Here is a 22,936-nt window from a genome sequence, read left to right as displayed (position 1 = left end):
GCCCGCATGCGCGGCGCCGTGTGGGACGCAACTACGATTCGTCGCATGGCCGAGTTCATTTACACCATGAAAAACGTGCGCAAGACGCATGGTGACAAGGTCATCCTCGACAACGCGACCATCCAGTTCTACCCGGGCGCCAAGATCGGCGTCGTCGGGCCGAACGGGGCTGGCAAGTCGACCGTGCTGCGCATCATGGCGGGACTCGACCAGCCGAACAACGGTGAAGCGTTCCTGTCGCCGGGTTACACCGTGGGCATCATGCAGCAGGAACCCCCGTTGAACGAGGAGAAGACGGTCCTCGGCAACGTCGAGGAGGGCGTCGGCGAGATCAAGGTGAAGCTCAACCGCTTCAACGAGATCGCCGAACAGCTCGCGACCGACTACTCCGACGAGTTGATGGAGGAGATGGGCAAGCTCCAGGAGGACCTGGACCACGCCGACGCGTGGGAACTGGACTCCCAGCTGGAGCAGGCGATGGACGCCCTGCGCTGCCCGCCGCCGGACGCCGAGGTGACGCACCTCTCCGGTGGTGAGCGACGGCGAGTCGCCCTGTGCAAGCTGCTGCTGAGCAAGCCCGACCTGTTGCTGCTCGACGAGCCCACCAACCACCTCGACGCCGAGAGCGTGCTCTGGCTGGAGCAGTTCCTGGCCAACTACCCGGGCGCCGTCCTCGCCGTGACGCACGACAGGTACTTCCTGGACAACGTCGCCGGCTGGATCCTGGAGCTCGACCGCGGTCGCACCTACCCCTACGAGGGCAACTACTCCACCTACCTGGAGAAGAAGCAGGAGCGCCTCGCGGTCCAGGGCAAGCGGGACGCCAAGCTGCAGAAGCGCCTCAAGGACGAGCTGGAGTGGGTCCGCTCCAACGCCAAGGCCAAGCAGACCAAGTCGCGCGCCCGTCTGTCGCGCTACGAGGAGATGGCCAACGAGGCGGAGAAGACCCGCAAGCTCGACTTCGAGGAGATCCAGATCCCGCCGGGCCCGCGCCTGGGCAACACGGTGGTCGAGGTCGAACACCTCAAGAAGGGCTTCGACGAGCTGCTGATCGACGACCTGTCGTTCAGCCTGCCGCGCAACGGCATCGTCGGCGTCATCGGCCCGAACGGCGTCGGCAAGACCACGCTGTTCAAGACCATCGTCGGACTCGAAGAGCCCGACAGCGGCACGGTCAAGGTCGGCGACACCGTCAAGCTGTCCTACGTGGACCAGAACCGCGCGAACATCGACCCCGACAAGAACGTGTGGGAGGTCGTGTCCGACGGGCTGGACTTCATCCAGGTCGGCCAGGTCGAGATGCCCTCGCGCGCCTACGTCAGCGCGTTCGGCTTCAAGGGCCCGGACCAGCAGAAGCCCGCGGGCGTGCTCTCCGGTGGTGAGCGCAACCGGCTGAACCTGGCCCTGACGCTCAAGTCCGGCGGCAACCTGATCCTGCTGGACGAGCCGACGAACGACCTGGACGTCGAGACCCTGGGCTCGCTGGAGAACGCGCTCGAGCAGTTCCCCGGCTGCGCTGTGGTCATCTCCCACGACCGCTGGTTCCTGGACCGCGTCGCCACGCACATCCTCGCGTGGGAGGGAGATGACGAGAACCCGGCCAAGTGGTTCTGGTTCGAAGGTAACTTCGAGGGGTACGAGCAGAACAAGATCGAGCGGTTGGGCGCCGACGCAGCCCGCCCGCACCGGGTTACCCATCGCAAGTTGACCCGCGGCTGAACGGAGGCGCCTTGGCGAGCGTGGCCGCTGTGGCAGAGCCCAGCTCGGTGGACGGGTTGCTCGACACCGCGTGGCAGATGCGGTGGAGAGTCCCGGAACTGGCATTGGTGCTCAGCGACAGAGCGGTCGCGTTCGCCAGGCGCACCGGCGACCGAGGCGCGCGGTTGCGCGCCGAGGCGCTGGCCCTGTTCGCCGCCAACCGGCTGGGACGCGGCGTCTCGGCCACCGGCCGGGCGCTCGCCGCCGTCCGCGAGGCCGAGGCGTCGGGCGGTGACGTCCTGACCCTGCTGCGCATCGAGCTCGGCTGGTGCGCGGTCAGCGCGGGCAGCCACGAGGTGGCCGTCCGCATCCTGCGCCGCGAACTGGCGCAGGAGCGGGTCGAACCCACCGTCCGCGCGCACGCCCTGCTGGCGCTGGCCTCGGCGCTGCCCGCCCATCAGGACGTCGACGAGCGCAGCCAGGCCCTCGACGAGGCCGAGCGCCTCTACGCCGACTGCGACGCCGACCAGGACCTCGCCCGCGTGCTCAAGGCTCGCGTGTGGGTGGTCCGGGCCGCGCACTGCCGCAGGCTCGGCGAGTTCGGCGAGGCCGTCGCCGCCACCGACGCGGGGCTGGAGCTGCTGCGGCGGCTCAGCGACCCGGAGGCCGAAGCCGGCGAGATCCAGACCCGGTTGCTGCTGGAACGCGTGCACGCCCTGCTCGACCAGGGGCATCGCGTCGAAGCCGTCGAGACCAGCCAGGCCGTGCTCGCCGAACCCGTGCGCGCGGCCGCCGCCGGACCCACCGGGTGGCTCGGGCTGGCTCTGGCCACCCGCGTGCACCTGCCGGCCGGGGACCACGGGGCCGCCCTGCGGGTGCTGGCCGAGACCGCTGCGATCTCCGAGCGGCACAAGCTGGACGGGCTGCTCGCCGAGGCGCTCAACGCGCTCTCCCGCGCGCACGAGCGCGTGGAGGAGATCTCCGACGCGTTGCAGGCGCTGCGCGGTGCCTACTCCGCCGACCGGCGGTGGCGGGCGGCCGTGCACAACGCGCGGGTCAGCCTGCTCAGCGCGTACCCGGCGGAGACCGACGCGCCGCGCGGTCGGCGGGCGGCCGCCGTGGCGGCGGTGCCCGAGCCCGTCGCTGCCGCGCCCGTGGCCGCTGAGCCCGTCGAGGCCGCACCGGTCGACCCCGTCGCTCCCGAGCCCGTCGAGCCCGTCGTCCCTGAGCCCGAACCTGCTCCTGCTGAACCCGTCGTGACCGGCCATGACGAGGTCGCGGCTGCCGAACCGGCTGCGCCCGAACCGGCCGCGTACGAGCCGGTCCAGCACGCACCGATCCAGCCTGAACCGGCCGCGCCCGAACCGGTCCGGCCCGAGATGGCCGCGCCCGAGCCGGCCCAGCCCGAGCCCGTCGTTCCCGAGCCGGCTGCGCCCAGGCGCGGCGGTTACGCCGAGGCCCACGACGCGGCTCGGCTGCTGATGGAGGCGCTGACCAGCCGCGCGGCGGAGGAGACCGAGACCGCCGCCCCCGCCGAGGACGAGACCGCCGCCGAGCAGCGGTCGATGCCCGAGCCGCGGGTGGCGTTCGGCGCGGTGTCGCCGAGCGAGATGTTCGGCTCCGGCCCGGAGGAACCGGCCGCGGAGGAGCCGCAGCGCTCCACCGGCGCCTGGTGGCCTTCCAGCGAGTCCGAGCAGACCCGTCCCGCCGCCGAGGACCCCGAGTTCGGTGCCGACCACGAGTCCGGTGGCTACGAGGACGACTACGGCGACGACGACCCGGCGCAGCGGTGGAACGGCGATCCGTTGGCGGCGGCGGCCGACAGCCTGCGGCGCATCACCGAGGCCCACGGCCGCCGCGGGCCCGAGCCGGAGCCCGAGCCGGAGCCCGCGACCCCGCCGCACGGCTTCCCGGTCCAGGAGCCGCCCGAGGAGGTCCCGGAGCAGGCCGCTCACGAGGAGCCGCAGGGCGGTCGGCGGTCCCGGGGCAAGTCGCTGGCCGAGATCCGCGCCGAGCTCCAGCTGCCCGCCGATCACCAGCCCTCCCGGCGCCGCGCCCGGCACGCCGATCCCGATCCGCTCGCCGCGTTCCAGCCGGAGCAGGCGGTTCCGGAGCCCGAGCCTCCGGCTCCTCCGCCGTCGGCGACGACGACGGCGGAGGACACCGACCCCGGCTTCCGGTTCAGCGCCCCGGAGCCCGGCCCCGTGCCGCCGGAGCCGAGCGCGGACGCGAGCCTGGCGGACCTGCTCGCCGACGCGCTCATGGCCTACAACGCCGGCCGCACCGACGAAGCGAAGCAGCAGGTCAGCGAGGGCATCGCTGCCGTAGGATATGGCAGCGATCACAATTCCGGTTACGGTGAGCCGGGCTACGGCGACAGCTACAGCGACAGCGATTCGAAACACACCGATCACGACATCGGCGGTGAAGCCGGGCGCAAGCGTCATCAGTCCACAGAGGATGATCAACGAACGGGCTTCGGAGCCCGCCACCGCGCACCCGGATTCGGTAGTGCGGCAGCGGATCCGTTGCTCTGAGAAACCTCGTGGACATCGATCGTTGCGTCTGTTTTCACTCGCGGTCCGCAGTCAGATCCCGGCCCCGTGAGCGGGAACTGGCAGTCTTAGAGTGGAACCTGTTGGCACAACGAGGTGCCGTTAAGCGTGGAGCTGCCTGACATGACCTCGAATCCCGGACACGTGCAGACCGGAACGACCGGCGAGCAGTCCGAGAACCCCGAAATGGCCAAGCGGCGGTTGCTGGACCGAGCCGTCGAGTTCGCTCCCGAACTCGGCGAGCTGCTGCGCACCTACTACCGCCACGTCCCGGCCGAAGAGCTCGTCGACGACGACCCGAACGACCTGGTCGGAGCGCTCAGATCGCACCACCGGCTGGCTGCGAACCGCGCCGCCGGGCGTCCCCTGGTGCAGATCTTCAACCCGACCCTCGCCGATCACGGCTGGCAGAGCCAGGCCACTGTCGTGCAGACGGTCACCGACGACATGCCGTACCTGGTGGACTCGCTGATCGCCGAGCTCGGCCGCGACAACGCCGACGTGCTGCGCGTCATCCACCCCATCGTCGTGGTCAGGCGCGACCTCGCCGGTGAGCTCCTGGAGGTGCTCCCGGAGGCCGACCCGTCCGATCCGCCCGCCGGTGCCATGGCGGAGAGCTGGATGTTCGTCGAGGTCGGGCAGGTCGTCGACAGCGAACGCCTCGCGGCGCTCAAGCAGAACCTCGACGGCGTCCTCAACGACGTGCGCGAGGTCGTCGAGGACACCGAGCGGATGCACTCCTGCGTCCGCGCGCTGGCCGACGAGCTGGAGAAGAACCCGCCGCCGCTGCCGACCGAGGAGGTCGCCGACGGCGCCGGCCTGCTGCGGTGGCTCGCCGACGGGCACTTCACGTTCCTCGGGTACCGGCACTACGAGCTGGTCGAGGACGACGGCGAGGCGCTGCAGGCAGTGCTGGCCTCCGGGCTGGGCGTGCTGCGCAGCGACAGCATCGCCTCGCGAAGCCTGACCACCGGTCCGGACTCCAAGGCGCTGTCCAAGGAGCTGCTGGTGCTCACCCAGGCCGGCGCACCGTCCACAGTGCACCGTCCGGTCCACCCGTTCTACGTGGGCGTCAAGACCTTCGACGACTCCGGCCGGGTCAACGGCGAGCACCGCTTCCTCGGGCTGTTCACCACGACCGCGCTGCACGAGGACGTCCTCGACATTCCGTTCGTGGAACGCCGCGTGCGCGAAGTGATCCACCGCGCCGGTTTCCCGCTGGAGTCCTACTCGGGCCAGCGCATGCTGGAGGAGATCCAGAGCTACCCGCGCACCGAGCTGTTCTCCACGGACTTCGAGACGCTGCAGGAGACCCTCACCGGTGTGCTGGCGCTCGCCGAGCGCCGCAAGCTCAAGCCGTTCCTGCGGCGCGACCCCTACGGCCGGTTCTTCTCCTGCCTGGTCTACCTGCCGCGGGACCGCTACACCACCAGCTCGCGGCTGGCCATGCAGGAAGTGCTGCTCGACGAGCTCAGCGGCACCGGGCTGGAGTACAGCACGCGCGTGGGCGAATCCACGCTGGCGCGAGTGCACTTCGTGGTCCACACCGACCCCGAGGACCAGGTCGAGCCGAACCTCGCGCGCATCCAGCAGCGGCTCGACGAGGCCATCCACACCTGGGACGACCAGATGGTCGCCGAGGTCGACGCCGAGCGCTCCGGACGAGGAGCGGGCGGTGGGCCGGCCCGCGCGCTGTCGGAGGCCATCAGCCAGGCCGGTCAGGACTACGCGTCCGGGTTCCCGGAGGCCTACAAGGAGGACTTCAGCGCCGCCGAGGGCTTGCAGGACCTGCGCCGCCTGGAGTCGCTGAGCGGCCCCGACGACCTGCGCATGTCGTTCTACGTGCCGCGCGACGCCAGCGCCGGTCAACGCCGCTTCAAGCTCTACGTCGGCGGCCGGGTCACGCTGTCCCGGGTGCTGCCGGTGCTGCAGAGCATGGGCGTGGAGGTCGTCGACGAGCGCCCCTACGAGCTGACGCGGGAGAACTCCGGCGACCGGTTCTACATCTACGACTTCGGGCTGCGGCTGGACCCCGGCCTGCTCGACAGCGCCGATCCGCAGCTGCTGGACTCGCTGCGGCAGCGCTTCGAGGACGCCTTCCGCGCGGTCTGGCTCGGCGACGCCGAGGTCGACCGGTTCAACGCGCTGGTGCTGCGGGCCGGGCTGAACTGGCGGCAGGCCGCCGTCCTGCGCGCCTACGCCAAGTACCTCCGCCAGGTCGGCATCGCCTACACGCAGGACTACATCGAGGACTCGATCCTCGCGCACCGCACCACCACGACCGCGCTGGTGCGGTTGTTCGAGGCCCGCTTCGACCCCGAGCTCGGCGAAGCCGACCGCAAGGCGCGCGAGACCGAGCTCACCGAGTCGGTCACCGCGCTGATCGACGAGGTCACCAGCCTCGACGTGGACCGGATCCTGCGCAACTACCTGAGCCTGATCCGGGCCACCCTGCGCACCAACTACTTCGTCGACGCCAGCGAGCGGGAGCGCCCGTTCCTGGCGTTCAAGCTGGAACCGCGCGAGATCCCCGGCCTGCCCGAGCCCCGGCCGCAGTTCGAGATCTTCGTGTACTCGCCGTGGGTCGAAGGCGTGCACCTGCGGTTCGGTTCCGTGGCGCGCGGTGGTCTGCGCTGGTCGGACCGCCCGCAGGACTTCCGCACCGAGATCCTGGGCCTGGTCAAGGCGCAGGCGGTGAAGAACGCGGTGATCGTGCCAGTCGGCGCCAAGGGCGGTTTCGTCGTCAAGCGCCCCCCGCTGGCCACCGGCGACCCGGCGGTGGACCGCAAGGCATCGCTGGACGAGGGCGTGGCCTGCTACCGGATGTTCATCTCCGGCCTGCTCGACCTCACCGACAACCTGGTCGGCGGGGAAGTGGCCCCGGCGCGGGGCGTGGTGCGCCACGACGCCGACGACACCTACCTGGTCGTCGCGGCCGACAAGGGAACGGCGACGTTCTCCGACATCGCCAACGACGTGGCCCAGTCCTACGGCTTCTGGCTCGGCGACGCCTTCGCCTCCGGCGGCTCGGTCGGCTACGACCACAAGGCCATGGGCATCACCGCCAAGGGCGCGTGGGAGAGCGTGAAGCGGCACTTCCGCGAGCTCGACCTCGACACCCAGCGCGAGGAGTTCACAGTCGTCGGCGTCGGCGACATGGCCGGGGACGTGTTCGGCAACGGGATGCTGCTGTCCGAGCACATCCGGCTGGTGGCCGCGTTCAACCACATGCACGTCTTCATCGACCCGGAGCCCGACGCCGCCGTTTCCTTCGCCGAGCGGCGCAGGCTGTTCGAACTGCCGCGCTCGACCTGGGACGACTACGACCGCGGCAAGATCAGCGAGGGCGGCGGCGTGTGGTCGCGGTCGCTGAAGTCGATCCCGCTGAACCCGCAGATCCGGGCGGCGCTGGGAATCGACGAGTCGGTGAGCAAGCTGGCACCGGCCGAGCTGATCAAGCGAATCCTGCTGGCACCGGCCGACCTGCTGTGGAACGGCGGCATCGGCACCTACGTCAAGTCGGCAACCGAGACGCACGCCGAGGTCGGCGACAAGGCCAACGACGCCGTGCGCGTCAACGGCGGCGACCTGCGGGTCAAGGTCGTCGGCGAGGGCGGCAACCTCGGTCTGACCTCGCTGGGGCGCATCGAGTTCGCCCGCAACGACGGCAAGGTCAACACCGACGCGCTGGACAACTCCGCCGGTGTGGACTGCTCCGACCACGAGGTCAACATCAAGATCCTGCTGGACCAGCTGGTCACCGAAGGCAGGCTCACCGGTCAGCAGCGCAACGAGCTGCTCGGCGAGATGACCGACGAGGTCGGCGAGCTGGTGCTCACCGACAACCACCGGCAGAACGCGGTGCTGGGCATCTCCCGCGCCCACGCGGGCTCGATGCTGCCGGTGCACGCCCGGCAGGTCACCGCGCTGGAGCAGTCCGCGGGCCTGGACCGCGAGCTGGAGGCGCTGCCGACCAAGAAGGCGTTCCGCGACATGGAGAAGGTGGGCGAGGGCCTGACCTCGCCGGAGCTGGCGACGTTGATGGCGCACGTCAAGCTCCAGCTCAAGCGGGACGTGCTCGCCAGCGGTCTGCCCGACACCGAGTCGTTCGCCGAGCGGCTGCCGGAGTACTTCCCCCGGCCGCTGCGGGAGCGCTACGGCGACGCGATCTCCGCGCACCCGCTGCGCCGCGAGATCATCACGACCTTGCTGGTCAACGAGATGGTCGACGGTGCGGGCATCTCCTACGCCTACCGGCTCACCGAGGAGCTCAGCGCGTCGACCACCGACGTGGTGCGGGCGTTCGCGGTCGTCACCAACGTCTACGACCTGCGGCAGCTGTGGGTCGACATCGACGCCCTGGGCGGTTCGGTGCCCAGCGCGATCGCCGACGAGATGGTGCTGGAGAGCCGGCGACTGCTCGATCGGGCGGCGCGGTGGATCCTCACCAACCGACCGCAGCCGCTGGCCATCGGCGCCGAGATCGCCCGGTTCCGGCCGGTCGTCGCCGAGCTGACGCCGAGCGTGCGGGCACTGCTGCGCGGCCGCGCGGCCGAAGGAGTGACCGCGCAGATCGAGCGCTGGGTGGCCGCCGGTGTGCCGGACGCGCTGGCCGAGCGGGTCGCGGTGCTGCTCGACGCCTACGCGCTGCTGGACATCCGGGAGGTCGCCGAGCTCGCCGAACGCGACGCCGGGATCTCCGCGGAGCGCAGCCCGGGTGAGAGCGCCGAGCTGTACTACGCGCTGTGGGCGCACCTGGACGTCGAGCGCATGCTGATCGCGGTCAACGAGCTGGAACGCGGCAACAGGTGGCACGCGCTGGCTAGGCTGGCGCTGCGGGATGATTTCTACGCATCGCTGCGGGCGATCACCGTGGACGTCCTGCGGACCTCGGAGCCGGAGGAGAGCTCGGAGGAGAAGATCGCCAGGTGGGAGTCGACGAACGCCGCACGACTGGCGCGGGCCAACTCGTCGCTGGAGCAGATCGTGAGCTCCGGGCGGCTTGACCTGGCCACGCTGTCGGTGGCGGCGCGTCAGCTCCGCAGCATGGTCCGGTGACCATCGTGGTGGGTGGAGGTCGCACTCCACCCACCACGAACACGGCAGAGAGGAAAGGCCCAGTGGGCGCGTACGTAGCCGAGGTAGCCCTGCGCTGGTCCGACATGGACGCGTTCGGCCACGTCAACCACGCCAGGACGATCACGTTGCTGGAGGAGGCACGAGCCGATCTGCTGTTCACCGAAGCGGAGAAGCAGGGCCTGCTGGGCATGGCGGAGGGCATGGTGGTCGCCCGCGTCGTCATCGACTACCACGCGCCGCTGATGTACGCGGCCAAGTCGTTGCAGGTCCGGATGTCGGTGCGGGAGCTCAAGGCGGCCTCGTTCGTCATCGACTACACCGCGGTCGCGCAGGAAGCCGTGTGCACCGCCGAGACCCTGATGGTGCCCTACGACCTCCGCGCCGGACGGCCGCGCCGGCTGACCACCGCCGAGCGGGGTTTCCTGTCCGAGTGGCGGGCCGAGCAGTTGGAGGCAGGCCGTGCCTGAGCTCCGCATGCCCGACCGCGTCGAGCGCGACGACCTGGGTGCTTTCGTCGCCCGCGCCGTCCGGCTGGACAGCCAGTCCATGGTCCGGATGCGCAACCGCCCCGGAACCGACCGCATGGACGTCTGGGCGGCCACCCCGTTCGACGCGCTGTCCACCCGCTCGGTGGAGGGCTCGGTCGACCCGGCCGACCTGACGATCTCCGGGAACGAGCTGCTGGCCACGCTGACCGTCGCCGGCGGCGACGTGATGGATCCCGGTGCGCCCAAGGACCTCCTGTGGCGCTCGGAGCTGCCCCCGGCCACCGGCTGGAAGCTGGTCGACGACCTCCCGGCCCGCCTGGTCGGCGAGGTCGCGGAGCGCGGCATCGACGTCGCCAAGGAGAACGTGGGCCCGAAGGGCACGCCCCCGGCGTCGCTGCTGGACCAGGAGGTCTTCTCCGTGCAGGGCTCCGGCCTCGACGTGAAGGTCCCGCTGCGCTGCCTGTTCGTCCTCTCCGGCATGGGGTTCCTCGTCAACGCCCCGGCGGAGGAGGAGATCGTCCGCGTCAGCGCCACCGACTCCTGGCTCCGCCTCGACTCCCGCTTCGGCGCGGTAGTCCGCCGCCGCCACGCCCTCCTGCCCCTCCTCCTCTGACCCCACCCCACGACGTCCGTCACCCCGAAAACTGCGGTATTCCGGGGGATGCAGCGACCACCGCCGGTTCCGGGGGTCTGGTTACTGCGGTTTTCGGGTGGGGTGGGGTGTGGTGAACCAGCGGACGATGTCGCTGACCAGGGCTTCCAGCGGGCCTCGGCGGAAGAAGTGGCGCCAGGTGTAGGTGAAGGTGAACGTGAATACCAGGAACACCTCCGGCATGAAGGTGTTCACGAACGCCACGAGCCCCGTCGGCTGCTGACCGTCGCGCGGGAACCACGGCATGTTCGGGTCGTCCAGCGGCAGCGCCGGACCCATGCTGGCCAGGTGAGCCAGGTTCTCCGGGACGCCGCTCAGCGGCCAGCCACCGGTGACGATCTGCCAGGCCAGCGCCAGCGCGTGCGCCGCGTACAGCGTCAGCGCCATCGAACCGGCCTTGGCCAGTGGCGTCAGCGCTCGCCCGGTCCGGTCCGCCAGCTCCAGGCAGACGGCCAGGATGACCAGCGCGATCCCGCCCGACCCCAGCAGCTCGAAAGTCGTTCCGCTGTGCGCGTTGGCGGCCAGCAGCCACTCCGGGTGCCCGACCGGGATCGTGCCCTCCACCGGGCTCGGCGGGCCGACCGGCACCAGCTGGAACGACACCTGGTAGCCGATCAGCGACATCACGAGTCCGATCAGGCCGACCCGCAGCCGGATCCTCGCCGAGGTCAGGTCCATCCGCCCGACAGCCAGTCCCGCCAGCACCAGCGGCAGGTAGGACGCGGCGGGGTAGAACCCGAACAGCAGCAGGTCGAAGATGCCCTCTTCGGCGATCAGGTGCCCGGGATCGACGCTGTTGACCAGCGCCACCAGACCCGACATGGGCGTGTCGGCGGCGTTCCAGCCGCGCAGCACGAACGACAGCTGCGGCCCCAGCGCCGCGCTCACCGACGCCGCGATGATCAACCCGCGCGCCCGCAGCCGCAGGAACGGCACGGCCAGCAGGAAGTACAAGCCGTAGAACGGGATGATCACGGTCAGCAGGAAACCGGTCGCCTCGGTCGCCTTGGCCAGCGCCAGGCCGAGCACCAGCAGCACGCCCGCGCGCACCGCCACCCGCCGGCTCGCGTCGTGCAGTGCCCGGCCCGTCGGCGGCGTCGACCGCCCGGTCATCAGAGCCAGCGAAACCCCGGCCAGGAACGTGAACAGCGCGGTCGACCGGCCGGAGAAGAACTGCGCCAGCCACACCTCGGGCCAGCCGCCCGCGAACGGCACGCCGAAGTGGATGCAGAACATGCCGAACACCGCCACGAAGCGGGCGACGTCCAAGCCGACGAGGCGTCCCGGTTTTCCGGTAGCTCGCGGCGCCCGAGGTGAAGTCCGTTCGGGCGCAACAGCAGTCATGACATCCGGGTGAGGTCGGGGACGTTGAGCGGAAATCTACCGACCGCTTCGACGTCCCCTGGAACCTGCCCGCGTTGGCGAGGTCCCGCTCACACCAGCCAGGCCGCGCTGCCCGGCGGCAACTCGCCCGCGACCAACGGCCGAGAGCTCAGCAGCACCTCCCCGGGCGGCAGCGGTACGGGTTCGGCCGAGGTGTTCAGCGCGCAGATCAGGCTGCTGCCGACGCGGCGGAACGCGAAGCAGTCCTCCGGGGCGCCGAACCACTCCACGTCGTCCCCGGTGAACGCCGGGTGCGTCGCCCGCATCTCCAAGGCGTGCCGGTACAGCGACAGCGTGGACTCCTCGTCCTCCAACTGCGCCTCGACGGTGAAGTGGACCCAGTCGTGCGGGATGGACGACCAGTCGGCCCGCGCCTCCGAGAACCCGAAGGGCCGCATCAGGCCCTCCCAAGGCATCCGGATCCGCTCGGTTCCCGGCAGACCCAGCTCCTCGCCGTGCCGCAGGCACACCGCTCCCGGCAGCGCCAGCTGCACCAGCGCCATCGCGCGCACCGGCGTCAACGCCGCGTGGTCGCGGATGCGCGTGCTGTCCCGGCTGGCCATCGCCCACGCGGGACGCGGGCCGCGGGAGTCCAGCACCGACGTGATCGCCTCGCGCACCGGAGCCGCGGAGAACCCCGCCACCGCCAGGCCCAGGCCGAACAGCAGCTGCCAGTTGCCGGTGCCGCTGCCGATCACGATCCGGTCCGGGTAGTCGGCGAGCACCGCGCCGACCGCGTCCGCCGGGTCGTTGCGCGGCGCCAGGTGGAAGCCGTCGATCCCGTTGTCCAGCCACGGGCGCAGCACCGGACCGGGGTCGGTGCGCGAGGGGTCGACGTCGATCGCCAGCAGCACCCGCAGCCCGTTGCCGCGCGCCTCGCCCAGCAAGCGGGCCAGGGCGGGGGAGGCCGGATCCGAACCGGCCATGCCCGCCAGCACGATCGCGTCCACGCCCAGCAGCTCCAGGTAACCGAGCCTGCCGCGAAGCCCGTCGAGGTCGCCGACCCCGTCACCGTCGGCGTCGGCGAACGCGCCGACGTCGATCTGGTAGCACACCGCGTCGAACCACCACGGTCGCTCACCGAGGTAATCCTGCGTGCCCACCTGCTGCATCACCAGGTCCTTCGCTCCTCGATCGGGTCCGCCGGTCAGAACCACGAGTTGATCATGCTGTTGGCGGCCATCTCCAGGTACTGCCAGAGCTGGTCGCGGTGTTCGGGCTTCAACTTGGCCTCGTCCACGGCGATGCGCATGCAGCGCAGCCAGGCGTCGCGCTCGGCCGGACCGATCTTGAACGGTGCGTGCCTCATCCGCAGGCGGGGGTGTCCGCGCTGGTCGGAGTAGGTGTGGGGGCCGCCCCAGTACTGCATCAGGAACAGTCGCAGCCGCTCCTCGGCGGGCCCGAGGTCTTCCTCGGGGTAGAGCGGGCGCAGCAGCTCGTCCTTGGCCACCTCTTCGTAGAAGCGGGCGACGATCTGGTGGAAGGTGGCTTCGCCGCCGACCTGCTCGTAGAAACTCTCCACGGAAGTCACACTTCCATCCTCTCAGGTGGTGTTTCGCCGGTTTCAGTGGTCGGTCGGACGCGATCCGTCGCTGCTGCGCGGCGGGAACCGCTGGCCTCGAACAGATGCGGATCCCCCGGCCGATCGGTTCGGCGCGGGGGATCCTGCTGGTCAGCTCGTCGTGGAGATGGTGTCGGGGGGCAGCGGACGGCCGTTGGGGTACGGCGGCTCGATGGCCGAGTCGTCGTAGGCCCGCTTGACCTCCACCCGGAGCCTGCGCTGGACCGCCCACTGGCGGCCGGGGCGGACCTTCACCGTCAGCCGCAAGGTGACGGTGTCCGAGGTGATCTGGTCGACGCCCAGCATCTCCGGCGGCTCCAGGACGTCGCTGGACAGCGGCTCCTTGGACGTCGCCTCCGTGGCGACCTTGCCCGCGACCTCGATGGCCTTCTGCACGTCGGAGTTGTGCGAGATCGGGAAGTCCACGACCGCGACCGCGAAGCCCTGCGACGAGTTGCCCACGCGGAGGACCTCGCCGTTGCGGACGTACCAGACGGTGCCGTTGATGTCGCGCAGCGTGGTGACCCGCAGGCCCACCGCCTCGACCGAACCGCTGGCCTCGCCCAGGTCGACGACGTCGCCGACGCCGTACTGGTCCTCGACCATCATGAACATGCCGGACAGGAAGTCCCGCACGAGGTTCTGCGCGCCGAAGGCGACGGCCACGCCCAGCACACCGGCCGAGGCCAGCACCGGGGCGATCTGCACGCCCAGCACCTGCAGGACGTAGATGATGGCCAGGCCGAAGATCAGGAACGAGGTCAGCGACTTCAGCACCGATCCGATGGTCTTGGCGCGCTGCCTGCGCCGCTCCGAGAGCAGCTCGTAGGTGAGGCTGTCACCGCGGCGCTCGCGCAGCGGCGAGAGCAGCTTCGGGGGCTTGCCGTTGCCGCGGGTGAGGCGGTTGATCGTCCGGTGCAGCAGCCAACGCGCGACGAAGGCTATGAGCAGCACCAGCACGATCTGCAGGGGCTTGGCGATGAGCAGGTCTGCGTAGGACGCCAGCCACGCGTTCTGGGTCCAGTCGAAGACCGCCTGGCACCAGCGTTCATTCGGGTCGCACGTCGGCGGCTGGGATAAAAGCGGCAGATTCATGGGTACGGGGGTTTCTCCATGGGCTGTCGTTCATGGGGTCGCGCCGTGAGGCGTCGGGTACCGACCGGCCCGAGCGTCGTGCACGCCCCGCCGCGCACGATGATCGAAAACCGGTCGGGCAGAACCGAGTTCGGGGCTCAGTCCAACACGAGACCGGTTGCCTCCGCGAGGAAGGTGAGCTGGTCGGTCGTCAGCCCCACGGTACGTGACACCGAACGGGCGGCGTGCCCCACCTCGGTCTCCCGGCGGATCAGAATGGGCCTTTTGCCCGGATCCGAGCTGGTCGCGCGCTGCAGCGCCGCGCACATCTTGCGGGCGTGGTTGGGGTCCACGCGCGAGTCGGACTCGAAGACCGTGAACAGCACCGACGGGTAGGCCGTGTGCTCGGTCACGTTGTGGTACGGCGAGTAGGACAGCAGCCAGCCCAGCTCCTCCGGATCATCGGCCGTGCCGTACTCGTCGTTCCAGGTCCGGCCGAGCAGGAACCGCTCGTAGCGCACCATGTCCAGCAGCGGAGCCGAGCACACCACGGCCCGGTACAGCTCCGGCCGCTGCGTCAGCGCCGCGCCGACCAGCAGGCCGCCGTTGGAACCGCCCGAGATCGCCACCTGGTCCGAGGTCGTCCAGCCCTCGTCGATGAGGTGCTCGGCGGCGGCGTGGAAGTCGTCGAAGGTGTGCTGCTTCTGCTCGCGCATCCCGGCGACGTGCCACTCCTCGCCCTCCTCGCCGCCACCGCGCAGCGACGGCAGCGCCCACACGCCACCGGCCGCCACCCAGGTCAGCGCCGAGGGCATGTAGCCGGGCTCGCGGGACAGCGAGAACCCGCCGTAGCCGGTCAGGAACACCGGGCGCGGGCGGTCCGGCTCGGCGACCGGGGCCAGCACGAACATCCGCACCTCGGTGCCGTCGGCCGACCGGTAGGTGACCTGCCGGGTGTGCACCTCGGGCAGCTCGACCGCTCCGGGAGCGCTCGTCTCCAGGGCCACGTCGCCGGTGCTGCGGTCGTAGGCGTGCACGCACGGCGGGGTCGCGAAGTCGGTCCAGCCGATCCACAACCGGTCGCGGTGCTGCTCGGTGGCCGAGTCGACCGTGGTCAGGGCGGTGACCTGGCCCGTTCCGGGCAGCGCGATCTCACCGGTGCGCTCACCCGTGGCCGGGTCGTGCAAGGTCAGCTCGGAGACCGCGTGCCGGGTGCGCAGCACGACCAGGCGCGGCTGGTCGCCGTCGAAGTAGCGGACCGCGTCGAGCACCGAATCGGGCTCCTCGCCGATCAGCTCGGTCCAGTTCTCCGGCTCCGGGGCTGCGGGGTCGGCCACGCACAGCCGCCAGCGCGGGGCGTCCTTCGTGGTCATCACGTACAGCCGGCCGTCGCGCTCCACCCAGGCGCCGACCCGGTAGCCGTCGGTGGTGTCCACGATCTGGCGCAGGCTCGGGGCCTCGGCCTCGTCGGAGAGGTCCGCGATCCACACCGAGTCGCGGCGGGCGGTGCCCATGCTGCCCTCGATGATCAGCCAGCGGCCGTCGCGGGAGACGTGCGTGCTGTAGTAGAAGGTGTGGTCCAGGCCCGTGCCGTGCACCAGCACGTCCTGCTCGGGATCGGCCCCCACGCGGTGCCGCCACACGCGGCGGTGGAACTGCTCCTCGCCCTCGGGCACCAGCTCCGGCGACAGCCGGCGGACGTAGAAGAACTCCTCGCCGCCGGGCATCCAGGAGATCGTCGAGTAGCGGCAGCGGTCGATCGGACCCTCGACCAGCTCGCCGGTGGCCACGTCCATGACGTGCAGCAACGACTCCTCATCGCCACCCACCGAGATCTGGTAGGCCAGCCGGTCGCCCTCCAGGCTCGGCACCCAGCTGTCCAGCGTCGTCAGCCCCGACGGGTCGAGCTCGGTGACGTCCAGCAGCACCCGCTCGGTGCCGTCGGGCTCGCGCACGTGCAGCACGCCGAACTCCTGGCCCGGCTCGCGGCGGGTGAAGAACGCACGTCCCGCGCGCCACAGCGGAGCGCCCACCGCGCCCGCCGCCAGCAGCGACCGCATCCGCTCGGCGACCGACTCCCGGCCGGGCAGCGCGTCCAGCCAGGTGCGGGCGAGCTCGTTCTGAGCCGCCGACCACGCCTCGGTGCTCGGTGAGGAGGCGTCCTCCAGCCACCGGTACGGGTCGGCGACCTCACGGCCGTGCAGTGTTTCCGCGATGTCCTCGCGAGCGGTGGCGGGATAGCTCAAGGGGGTTCGAACGTCGGTCACGATCGCGACAATACGTGCCGCGGAGGGGCGTGGAAGGGGGTCCGGCGGCGGTGCGGAGCCGATTCACCCGAGATGATCAACCGTTTTCCGCTCGGCTGATCGACAATGGTGGACGAAGCGCCGGAGACGGAGGACGAGCCGACGGTGATCGCTCCACGGGGCGTTCACCTGCGAAAACGGTCGGCGGATCTTGCTCACCGGCGTGGCGTGTCGAATCACACGTGCGTTCGGGCCGGGTTCTGTGCTGAACTTTGCCCGACACCGGTGGAGGTGGTCGCGTGCCAGACCGACAACCGATCCGACAACCGGCGCTGAAGGCAACCGGCCTCGCGTCGCGGGCCCCGTTGTGCCCGATGAGCCGAGGCTCCGGGCCGCCGCAGGCGGATCGACCCCCTGGTCACGCCACCTCGTGGCGCAAGCGTCGGGTCCTGCTGCTCAACACGACCTTCGAACCACTCACCGCGCTCCCGCTGCGCCGAGCCATCGTGATGGTCGTCTGCGGCAAGGCCGAGGTGGTCCACGGCGACTCGGCCGGGATGACCCTGCACTCGGCGAGCGCCGAGGTCGAGATCCCGTCCGTGATCAGGTTGAGCAACTTCGTGCGCGTGCCGTACCGCGGCCGGGTTCCGCTGACCCGTGCCGCGTTGATGCTCCGGGACAGCCACCGGTGCGTCTACTGCGGCGCACGAGCCGAAACGATAGATCATGTTCTCCCGCGCAGTCGCGGGGGGCCGCACACGTGGGAGAACTGCGTCGCCTGCTGCACCAAGTGCAACCACCGCAAGGCCGACAAGACGCTGAGCGAGCTGGGCTGGCGGCTGCCAGTGGCCCCGCAGGCTCCGCGAGGCCGCCACTGGCGGTTGCTGGCGGGCCTGTCCGAGACCGACCCGCTGTGGTTGCCGTACCTGGGTGAGTCGGCGGCGTGATCCTCGCACCGGGCGCGTCCGCGGCGACGAGGATCAGCTGATCCGAACTCCGCGGGCGCGACCGCTGATGCGCACTCCGTCGCGCCGCCCGCTGATCCGCACACCGTCGTCGAGCCCGCTGATGCGGACACCATCGCGCCGCCCACTGATGCGCACGCCGTCACGCTGCCCGCTGATGCGCACGCCGTCCCTGCGGCCGCTGATGCGGACACCGTCGTCGAGGCCGCTGATGCGGACTCCGTCGCGCTTGCCGCTGATCCGCACACCGTCGTCGAGCCCGCTGATGCGGACGCCGTCGCGCTTGCCGCTGATGCGGACACCGTCCCTGCGGCCGCTGATGCGGACGCCGTCGTTGAGCCCGCTGATGCGGACGCCGTCGCGCTTGCCGCTGATGCGGACTCCGTCGCGGCGGTTGTTGCTGATGCGCACTCCGTGATCAGCGAGTGGCCGGCCGCTCATCGGAAGGGTGAGTTCGTTGGTCTGAGTGGCGGCTTCGATGATCGACATTGTGTGCCTCCCGCATACATAGGGTGGTTTGAGCGCATGTGATCAAATATGCAAGACCCATACAGGTGAAAAGCTATGATCAGAAACCGCTCAGAACAAGCCGCCAACCTGCCCCGCATTGCCCCCTTCCGGTCCGACTCCGTTCGGCCGCAAATATTGCCCCGAACGAGTTATAGGGGGTGATTTGGGTCACAGGATAGCCCCGATATCGGGCACCAGGTGAAAATCCGGGGCGCTGAGCGCCTCGATGATCGTGAAAACCGGCTTCGCGGGCGACGCGAGCGAGCCCGCCGCTTCGGGCGAAATGCCTAGTGATCACCGCGCCGGGCGCGGCTCAAGGCCGAGGCGCCCGCGAGGACGCGCGCACGAAACCTTGGTCATCGGCTACCGTACTGGGCGTGACTGTCGTGGAGAGTGTGCTGTACCTGGCGGTGGTCCCAGCGGCCATCTATGGCGTGATCGTGCTCATCGCGATGTGGCCCAAGCTGTCCCGCGCGCGCTACGGCGCCGGGCAGGACTGGGACTTCGCCCCGGTGTTCTGGTCCGCCAACCCGCAGGGCGTGAACACCGCGGTGTCGGCGGACGGCGAAGGAGAGGTCGTGCCGGACGACGCACGGCCCGTCACGGCTCGGGGAGGCGCACGTGGCAACTGGTGAGATCGCGGGTCGAACCGCGGATGCCGACGAACTCGGCACAGGTGAGGCGCGCATGTCGACCGGCCGCGTGTCCGTGGCGCGACGCGTCGAGCCCGAGCGTCCTCGACTTCCCTTCAGCGCCGGTGAGCTCGCCCGGCTCGACGAGGCGATGGCGGTGGCCAGTCGCAGCACCGGGCTGGAGTTCGCCGTCTACCTCGGTGACCTCGGTGAGGACACCCGCAAGCAGGCCGAGGAGCTGCACGCCAACCTCGGCGCGCAGGCGTCCGAGGGCGTGCTGATCGCGGTGTCGCCGGGGCAGCGCAAGTTCGAGATCGTGACCGGGGAAGAGGCCCACCGCCGCATCCCGGACCGCACCTGCCAGCTGGCAGCGATGAGCATGGTCGCCTCCTTCAAGGAGGACGAGCTCATCGACGGACTCGTCAGCGCCGTCCGCATGCTCTCCGACGCGGCGGGCACCTCCTTCAAGAAGCCCGACCACTGATCACAGCTCCTGCGCCCGCTCCGCCTGGCGGTGCGGGTTGCGAGGGTGGCCGCACAGCTCGTGGCCACGCCTCCTCGCGGATCTCACGACGAAGCCGCCCCGGTCCATCTCGACCGGGGCGGCTTCGTCGTGAGATCAGGAGTTACGAGCGGTCGAACTCCCGGGCCGCGAGGGCGCGGACGATGCCCGCGCGACCCTCGGAGACCAGCCGGCGCAGCGCGGCCGGGCGCTCACCGGCCAACCACTGGTCGGCGGCGGTGACGGTCTCGTCGGTGACCGCCCAGGACGGGAACAGCCCGATCACAGTCGGCTGAGCCCGCTCGCTGGAGCGGCGCTGCCAGACCTCGTCGATCGACTCGAAGTACCGCTGCACGTACGGCGCCAGCAGCTCGCGCTGGGCGGGGTGCTGGAAGCCGGCGATGATCGAGTCGCTGACCGCGTTCGGCAGCTGGTCGTCGTGCACCGCGCGCTGCCACGCCTTCTCCTTCGAACCCGCGGTGGGGATCAAGGCGCGGGCCCGCTCGGCGCGGCGGCGGCCGGTCGCGGTCTGGTCGGACTCCAGCTCCGCGTCGATCTCCGCCTCGCCGGCCGCGCCGTGCGCGACCAGGGCCTGCAGCAGGCCCCAGCGCAGGTCGGTGTCGACCGTCAGGCCCTGCAGCGGAGCGGAACCGTCGAGCCAGCCGCGCAGCTCGGCGACCTGCTCGTCGGACAGCACCGAACCGGCCAGCGAGTTGACGAACGCCAGCTGGTGGTCCGAGCCCGGCTCGGCCGCGCGGGCCAGCTCGAACAGCCGCGAGCTGAACCGCCGCCATCCCTCGGCCTGCCACGACGGGTCGACGTAGGAGTTCAGCGCGGTCTGCGTCTGCAGCAGGACCCGCTGGACCACGCCGATCTGGCTCTCCGCGCCGATGCCGCCCTCCGCCGAGGCGCCCAGCACCAGGGTCACGAAGTCGCGGGCCTTCAGCTCGGCCTCGCGGGTCATCTCCCACGCCGTCGACCAGCACAGCGCGCGCGGCAGCGACTCGTCGATGTCGCCGATCCGGTCCACCAGGGTGGCCAGCGACTCGGGGTCGAAGCGCAGCGAGCAGTAGGTCAGGTCGTCGTCGTTGACCAGCACGAGCTTCCCGCGGTGCACGCCGACCAGGTCCGGGACCTCGGTGACCTCGCCGGTGACGTCGAGCTCGACGCGGTGCTTGCGCACCAGCTTGCCGCCCTCGTCGTCGTAGACGCCGATCGCCAGGCGGTGCGTGCGCATCTCACCGGCACCGGGGCGGGCGCCGTTCTGCACCACCGAGAACTGGGTGAACCGGCCCTCGTCGTCGGTGCTGAAGCGCGGGCGCAGCATGTTCAGGCCGGTGGTCTCCAGCCACTGCGCGCTCCACCAGGACAGGTCCCGGCCGGACGCCCCTTCCAGCGCCTTGAGCAGGTCGTCGAGGGTGGCGTTGCCCCAGGCGTGCCGGTCGAAGTAGACCCGCAGCCCGGCCAGGAAGTTGTCCAGACCGACGTAGGCCACCAGCTGCTTGAGCACCGAGGCGCCCTTGGCGTAGGTGATGCCGTCGAAGTTGACCTCCACGGCCTGCAGGTCCGGGATGTCGGCGGCCACCGGGTGGGTGGAGGGAAGCTGGTCCTGGCGGTAGGCCCAGGACTTCTCGACGCTGGCGAAGGTCGTCCAGGCGGCGTCGTACTCGGTCGCGCCGACCTGCGCGAGGACGCTGGCCCAGGTAGCGAAGGACTCGTTGAGCCACAGGTCGTTCCACCAGCGCATGGTGACCAGGTCGCCGAACCACATGTGCGCCATCTCGTGCAGCACGGTCTCGGCGCGGCGCTCGTAGAGGTAGCCGGTGACCTTCGACCGGAACACGTAGTCCTCGAGGAAGGTCACGCAGCCGGCGTTCTCCATCGCGCCCGCGTTGAACTCCGGCACGAAGCACTGGTCGTACTTGCCGAACGGGTAGGGAACTCCGAAAGCCTTGTGGTAGAAGCCGAATCCCTGCTTGGTCTCGGTGAACAGGCGCTCGGCGTCGAGGTGCTCGGCCAGCGAGGCGCGGCAGTAGATCCCCAGCGGGATCGCCTCCTGCCCGTCCTCGCCGGGGAAGGTGTCGCGCCACTCGGCGTAGGGACCGGCCACCAGCGCCACCAGGTAGGTGGACATCGGCCGGGTGGTGTCGAAGGTGTGGCGCTTGCCCGCACCGGTCTCGGTGACCTGGCCGGCGGCGTTGGAGATGACCTTCCAGTCGCCCGGGGCGTCCACCGTGATCTGGTAGGTCGCCTTCAGGTCGGGCTGGTCGAAGCAGGTGAACATCCGCTTCGCGTCGGCGGTTTCGAACTGGCTGTAGAGGTAGACCGCGCCGTCGACCGGGTCGATGAAGCGGTGCAGACCTTCGCCGGTGTTGGTGTAGGCGCAGTCGGCGCGCACCACGAGTTCGTTCTCGGCGGCCAGGCCGGGCAGGCGGATTCCGGTGGACTCGTCGTAGTCGGAGACGTCGAGCTCGACACCGTTGAGCACCGCGCCGTGCACCTTGTCGGCCACCAGGTCGATCCAGGTGTCGGCGCCGGTCTGGTTGCTGCGGAAGCGAACCGTGGTCGTGGAGCCGAAGGTCTCCACTTCCACACCGCCCGCGCCGGCGGAGAGGTCCAGTTCGATCACATAGGACTGGACCTCCAGCAGCGCGGCGCGCTGCTCGGCCTGTTCGCGGGTGAGGTTCGGCGGTGCCACGGATCACCTCGTAGTTCGTAGGGGATGGATCATGGCCGGTTGATGCCCGGCGCAGGCATCAAATCACGTCCGGGCGGACGCGCGCTGCCGGGCAGGCACCTCCGCGATCATCGGCGTGTCGGCCTGATCGGGAAGACAAACGGCCGTACCGGGGTTACTACTCCTAGACGTGGTGCCGCGCGCAGGCACCTGGACGATTTCGACTGATGGAGGCACGGATGACCACCGCTGCCCGCCCACGGGTGGACTTCTACTTCGACCCGCTGTGCCCGTTCGCCTGGGTTTCCTCGCGCTGGATCCTGGAGGTCGACAAGGTTCGCGACATCGACCTGAACTTCCGGGTCATGAGCCTGTCGGTGCTCAACGAGGGGCGTGACCTGCCCGAGCAGTACCTCGACCTGATGGAGCGGGGCTGGGGACCGGTGCGCGTCTGCATCGCCGCGGCCAAGCACCACGGCGACGAGGTCCTCGCGCCGCTGTACACGGCCCTGGGCACCCGGATCCACGACCAGGGGATCAAGGACTTCACCGAGGCCATCGAGGGCGCCCTGGCCGAGGTCGGCCTGCCCGCCGAGCTCGCCGAGGCCGCCACCAGCACCGAGTACGACGACGAGCTGCGCGCCAGCCACCACGCGGGCATGGACCCGGTCGGTGACGAGGTGGGCACGCCCACCCTGCACGTCGACGGCGTCGCCTTCTTCGGGCCGGTGATCACCCGCGTTCCCAAGGGCGAGGAAGCCGCGAAGATCTTCGACGGCGCGGTCGCGATGGCCAGCTACCCGTACTTCTTCGAGCTCAAGCGCAGCCGCACCGAAAACCCGCAGTTCGACTACTGATCCTCCACTTTCGGGAAAATTCCGACTGTTCCCAGAATTTTCCCGAAAGGGTGCCTT

At 70.3% G+C, this 22,936-nt stretch carries 16 protein-coding genes; 9 read left to right on the top strand and 7 right to left on the bottom strand.

Annotated elements, in window-relative coordinates; genetic code table 11:
* Nucleotides 1-45: 45 nt before the first annotated feature.
* The 5 genes from ettA (at nucleotide 46) to AB0J91_RS03025 (ending at nucleotide 10,433) form a co-directional block, all read left to right on the top strand.
* Complete coding sequence (gene ettA / locus AB0J91_RS03045) at nucleotides 46-1,719, top strand: energy-dependent translational throttle protein EttA (RefSeq protein WP_363863563.1); 1,674 nt, start codon at nucleotides 46-48, stop codon at nucleotides 1,717-1,719.
* Between the two features lie 29 nt (nucleotides 1,720-1,748).
* Nucleotides 1,749-4,235 (top strand): hypothetical protein, encoded by a 2,487-nt coding sequence (locus AB0J91_RS03040; RefSeq protein WP_363863560.1) that lies wholly within the window; start codon nucleotides 1,749-1,751, stop codon nucleotides 4,233-4,235.
* A gap of 141 nt (nucleotides 4,236-4,376) precedes the next feature.
* Entirely contained in the window at nucleotides 4,377-9,311 is a 4,935-nt protein-coding gene (locus tag AB0J91_RS03035) for an NAD-glutamate dehydrogenase (RefSeq protein WP_363863679.1), read from the top strand.
* A 62-nt stretch (nucleotides 9,312-9,373) separates the two neighbouring features.
* Nucleotides 9,374-9,799: a thioesterase family protein gene (locus AB0J91_RS03030; RefSeq protein ID WP_363794562.1), complete on the top strand. Its 426-nt coding sequence runs from the start codon at nucleotides 9,374-9,376 to the stop codon at nucleotides 9,797-9,799.
* Nucleotides 9,792-10,433: a hypothetical protein gene (locus tag AB0J91_RS03025; protein WP_363863557.1), complete on the top strand. Its 642-nt coding sequence runs from the start codon at nucleotides 9,792-9,794 to the stop codon at nucleotides 10,431-10,433. The genes AB0J91_RS03030 and AB0J91_RS03025 overlap by 8 nt, the downstream gene beginning before the upstream one ends.
* An 81-nt stretch (nucleotides 10,434-10,514) precedes the next feature.
* On the opposite strand, the gene AB0J91_RS03020 is transcribed toward AB0J91_RS03025, so the two are convergent.
* The 5 genes from AB0J91_RS03020 to AB0J91_RS03000 all read right to left on the bottom strand — a co-directional run bounded on the left by AB0J91_RS03020 (nucleotide 10,515) and on the right by AB0J91_RS03000 (nucleotide 16,757).
* On the bottom strand, nucleotides 10,515-11,816 hold the full coding sequence (locus AB0J91_RS03020; RefSeq protein WP_363863555.1) for a heparan-alpha-glucosaminide N-acetyltransferase domain-containing protein: 1,302 nt from the start codon (nucleotides 11,814-11,816) through the stop codon (nucleotides 10,515-10,517).
* An 89-nt stretch (nucleotides 11,817-11,905) separates the two neighbouring features.
* Nucleotides 11,906-12,967 (bottom strand): DUF3459 domain-containing protein, encoded by a 1,062-nt coding sequence (locus AB0J91_RS03015; protein ID WP_363863552.1) that lies wholly within the window; start codon nucleotides 12,965-12,967, stop codon nucleotides 11,906-11,908.
* 35 nt (nucleotides 12,968-13,002) lie between these two features.
* Nucleotides 13,003-13,386 carry a globin gene (locus AB0J91_RS03010; RefSeq protein WP_145743535.1) on the bottom strand — a complete coding sequence of 128 codons (384 nt, stop codon included), beginning with the start codon at nucleotides 13,384-13,386 and terminating at the stop codon, nucleotides 13,003-13,005.
* Nucleotides 13,387-13,527: 141 nt separating this feature from the next.
* Complete coding sequence (locus AB0J91_RS03005; protein WP_363863549.1) at nucleotides 13,528-14,511, bottom strand: mechanosensitive ion channel family protein; 984 nt, start codon at nucleotides 14,509-14,511, stop codon at nucleotides 13,528-13,530.
* Nucleotides 14,512-14,648: 137 nt separating this feature from the next.
* A complete protein-coding gene (locus AB0J91_RS03000; RefSeq protein ID WP_363863546.1) occupies nucleotides 14,649-16,757 on the bottom strand; it encodes a prolyl oligopeptidase family serine peptidase in 2,109 nt (702 codons plus the stop codon).
* Nucleotides 16,758-17,035: 278 nt separating this feature from the next.
* Between AB0J91_RS03000 and AB0J91_RS02995 the strand changes: the two genes are divergently transcribed.
* Nucleotides 17,036-17,683 carry an HNH endonuclease gene (locus AB0J91_RS02995; RefSeq protein WP_235877590.1) on the top strand — a complete coding sequence of 216 codons (648 nt, stop codon included), beginning with the start codon at nucleotides 17,036-17,038 and terminating at the stop codon, nucleotides 17,681-17,683.
* 33 nt (nucleotides 17,684-17,716) lie between these two features.
* Here the strand turns inward: AB0J91_RS02995 and AB0J91_RS02990 are convergent, their stop codons facing one another.
* Nucleotides 17,717-18,190 carry a hypothetical protein gene (locus AB0J91_RS02990; RefSeq protein WP_363863542.1) on the bottom strand — a complete coding sequence of 158 codons (474 nt, stop codon included), beginning with the start codon at nucleotides 18,188-18,190 and terminating at the stop codon, nucleotides 17,717-17,719.
* Between the two features lie 398 nt (nucleotides 18,191-18,588).
* Between AB0J91_RS02990 and AB0J91_RS02985 the strand changes: the two genes are divergently transcribed.
* Together AB0J91_RS02985 and AB0J91_RS02980 are read left to right on the top strand one after the other, a co-directional pair.
* Nucleotides 18,589-18,846 (top strand): hypothetical protein, encoded by a 258-nt coding sequence (locus AB0J91_RS02985; RefSeq protein ID WP_363863539.1) that lies wholly within the window; start codon nucleotides 18,589-18,591, stop codon nucleotides 18,844-18,846.
* Nucleotides 18,833-19,327, top strand: a complete 495-nt coding sequence (locus AB0J91_RS02980) for a DUF5130 family protein (RefSeq protein ID WP_363863536.1) — start codon at nucleotides 18,833-18,835, stop codon at nucleotides 19,325-19,327. The genes AB0J91_RS02985 and AB0J91_RS02980 overlap by 14 nt, the downstream gene beginning before the upstream one ends.
* 142 nt (nucleotides 19,328-19,469) lie before the next feature.
* Here AB0J91_RS02980 and pepN read toward each other — a convergent pair whose 3' ends face one another.
* Nucleotides 19,470-22,043 carry an aminopeptidase N gene (gene pepN / locus AB0J91_RS02975; protein ID WP_363863533.1) on the bottom strand — a complete coding sequence of 858 codons (2,574 nt, stop codon included), beginning with the start codon at nucleotides 22,041-22,043 and terminating at the stop codon, nucleotides 19,470-19,472.
* Between the two features lie 218 nt (nucleotides 22,044-22,261).
* Here pepN and AB0J91_RS02970 point away from each other — a divergent pair, with 218 nt between their 5' ends.
* Nucleotides 22,262-22,879 (top strand): disulfide bond formation protein DsbA, encoded by a 618-nt coding sequence (locus AB0J91_RS02970; RefSeq protein WP_363794537.1) that lies wholly within the window; start codon nucleotides 22,262-22,264, stop codon nucleotides 22,877-22,879.
* Nucleotides 22,880-22,936 lie beyond the last annotated feature (57 nt).

Origin of the sequence: Saccharopolyspora sp. NPDC049357 (assembly GCF_040677225.1) — a bacterium.
Lineage (GTDB): Bacteria > Actinomycetota > Actinomycetes > Mycobacteriales > Pseudonocardiaceae > Saccharopolyspora.
This window is presented reverse-complemented; position numbering and strand designations above follow the sequence as displayed.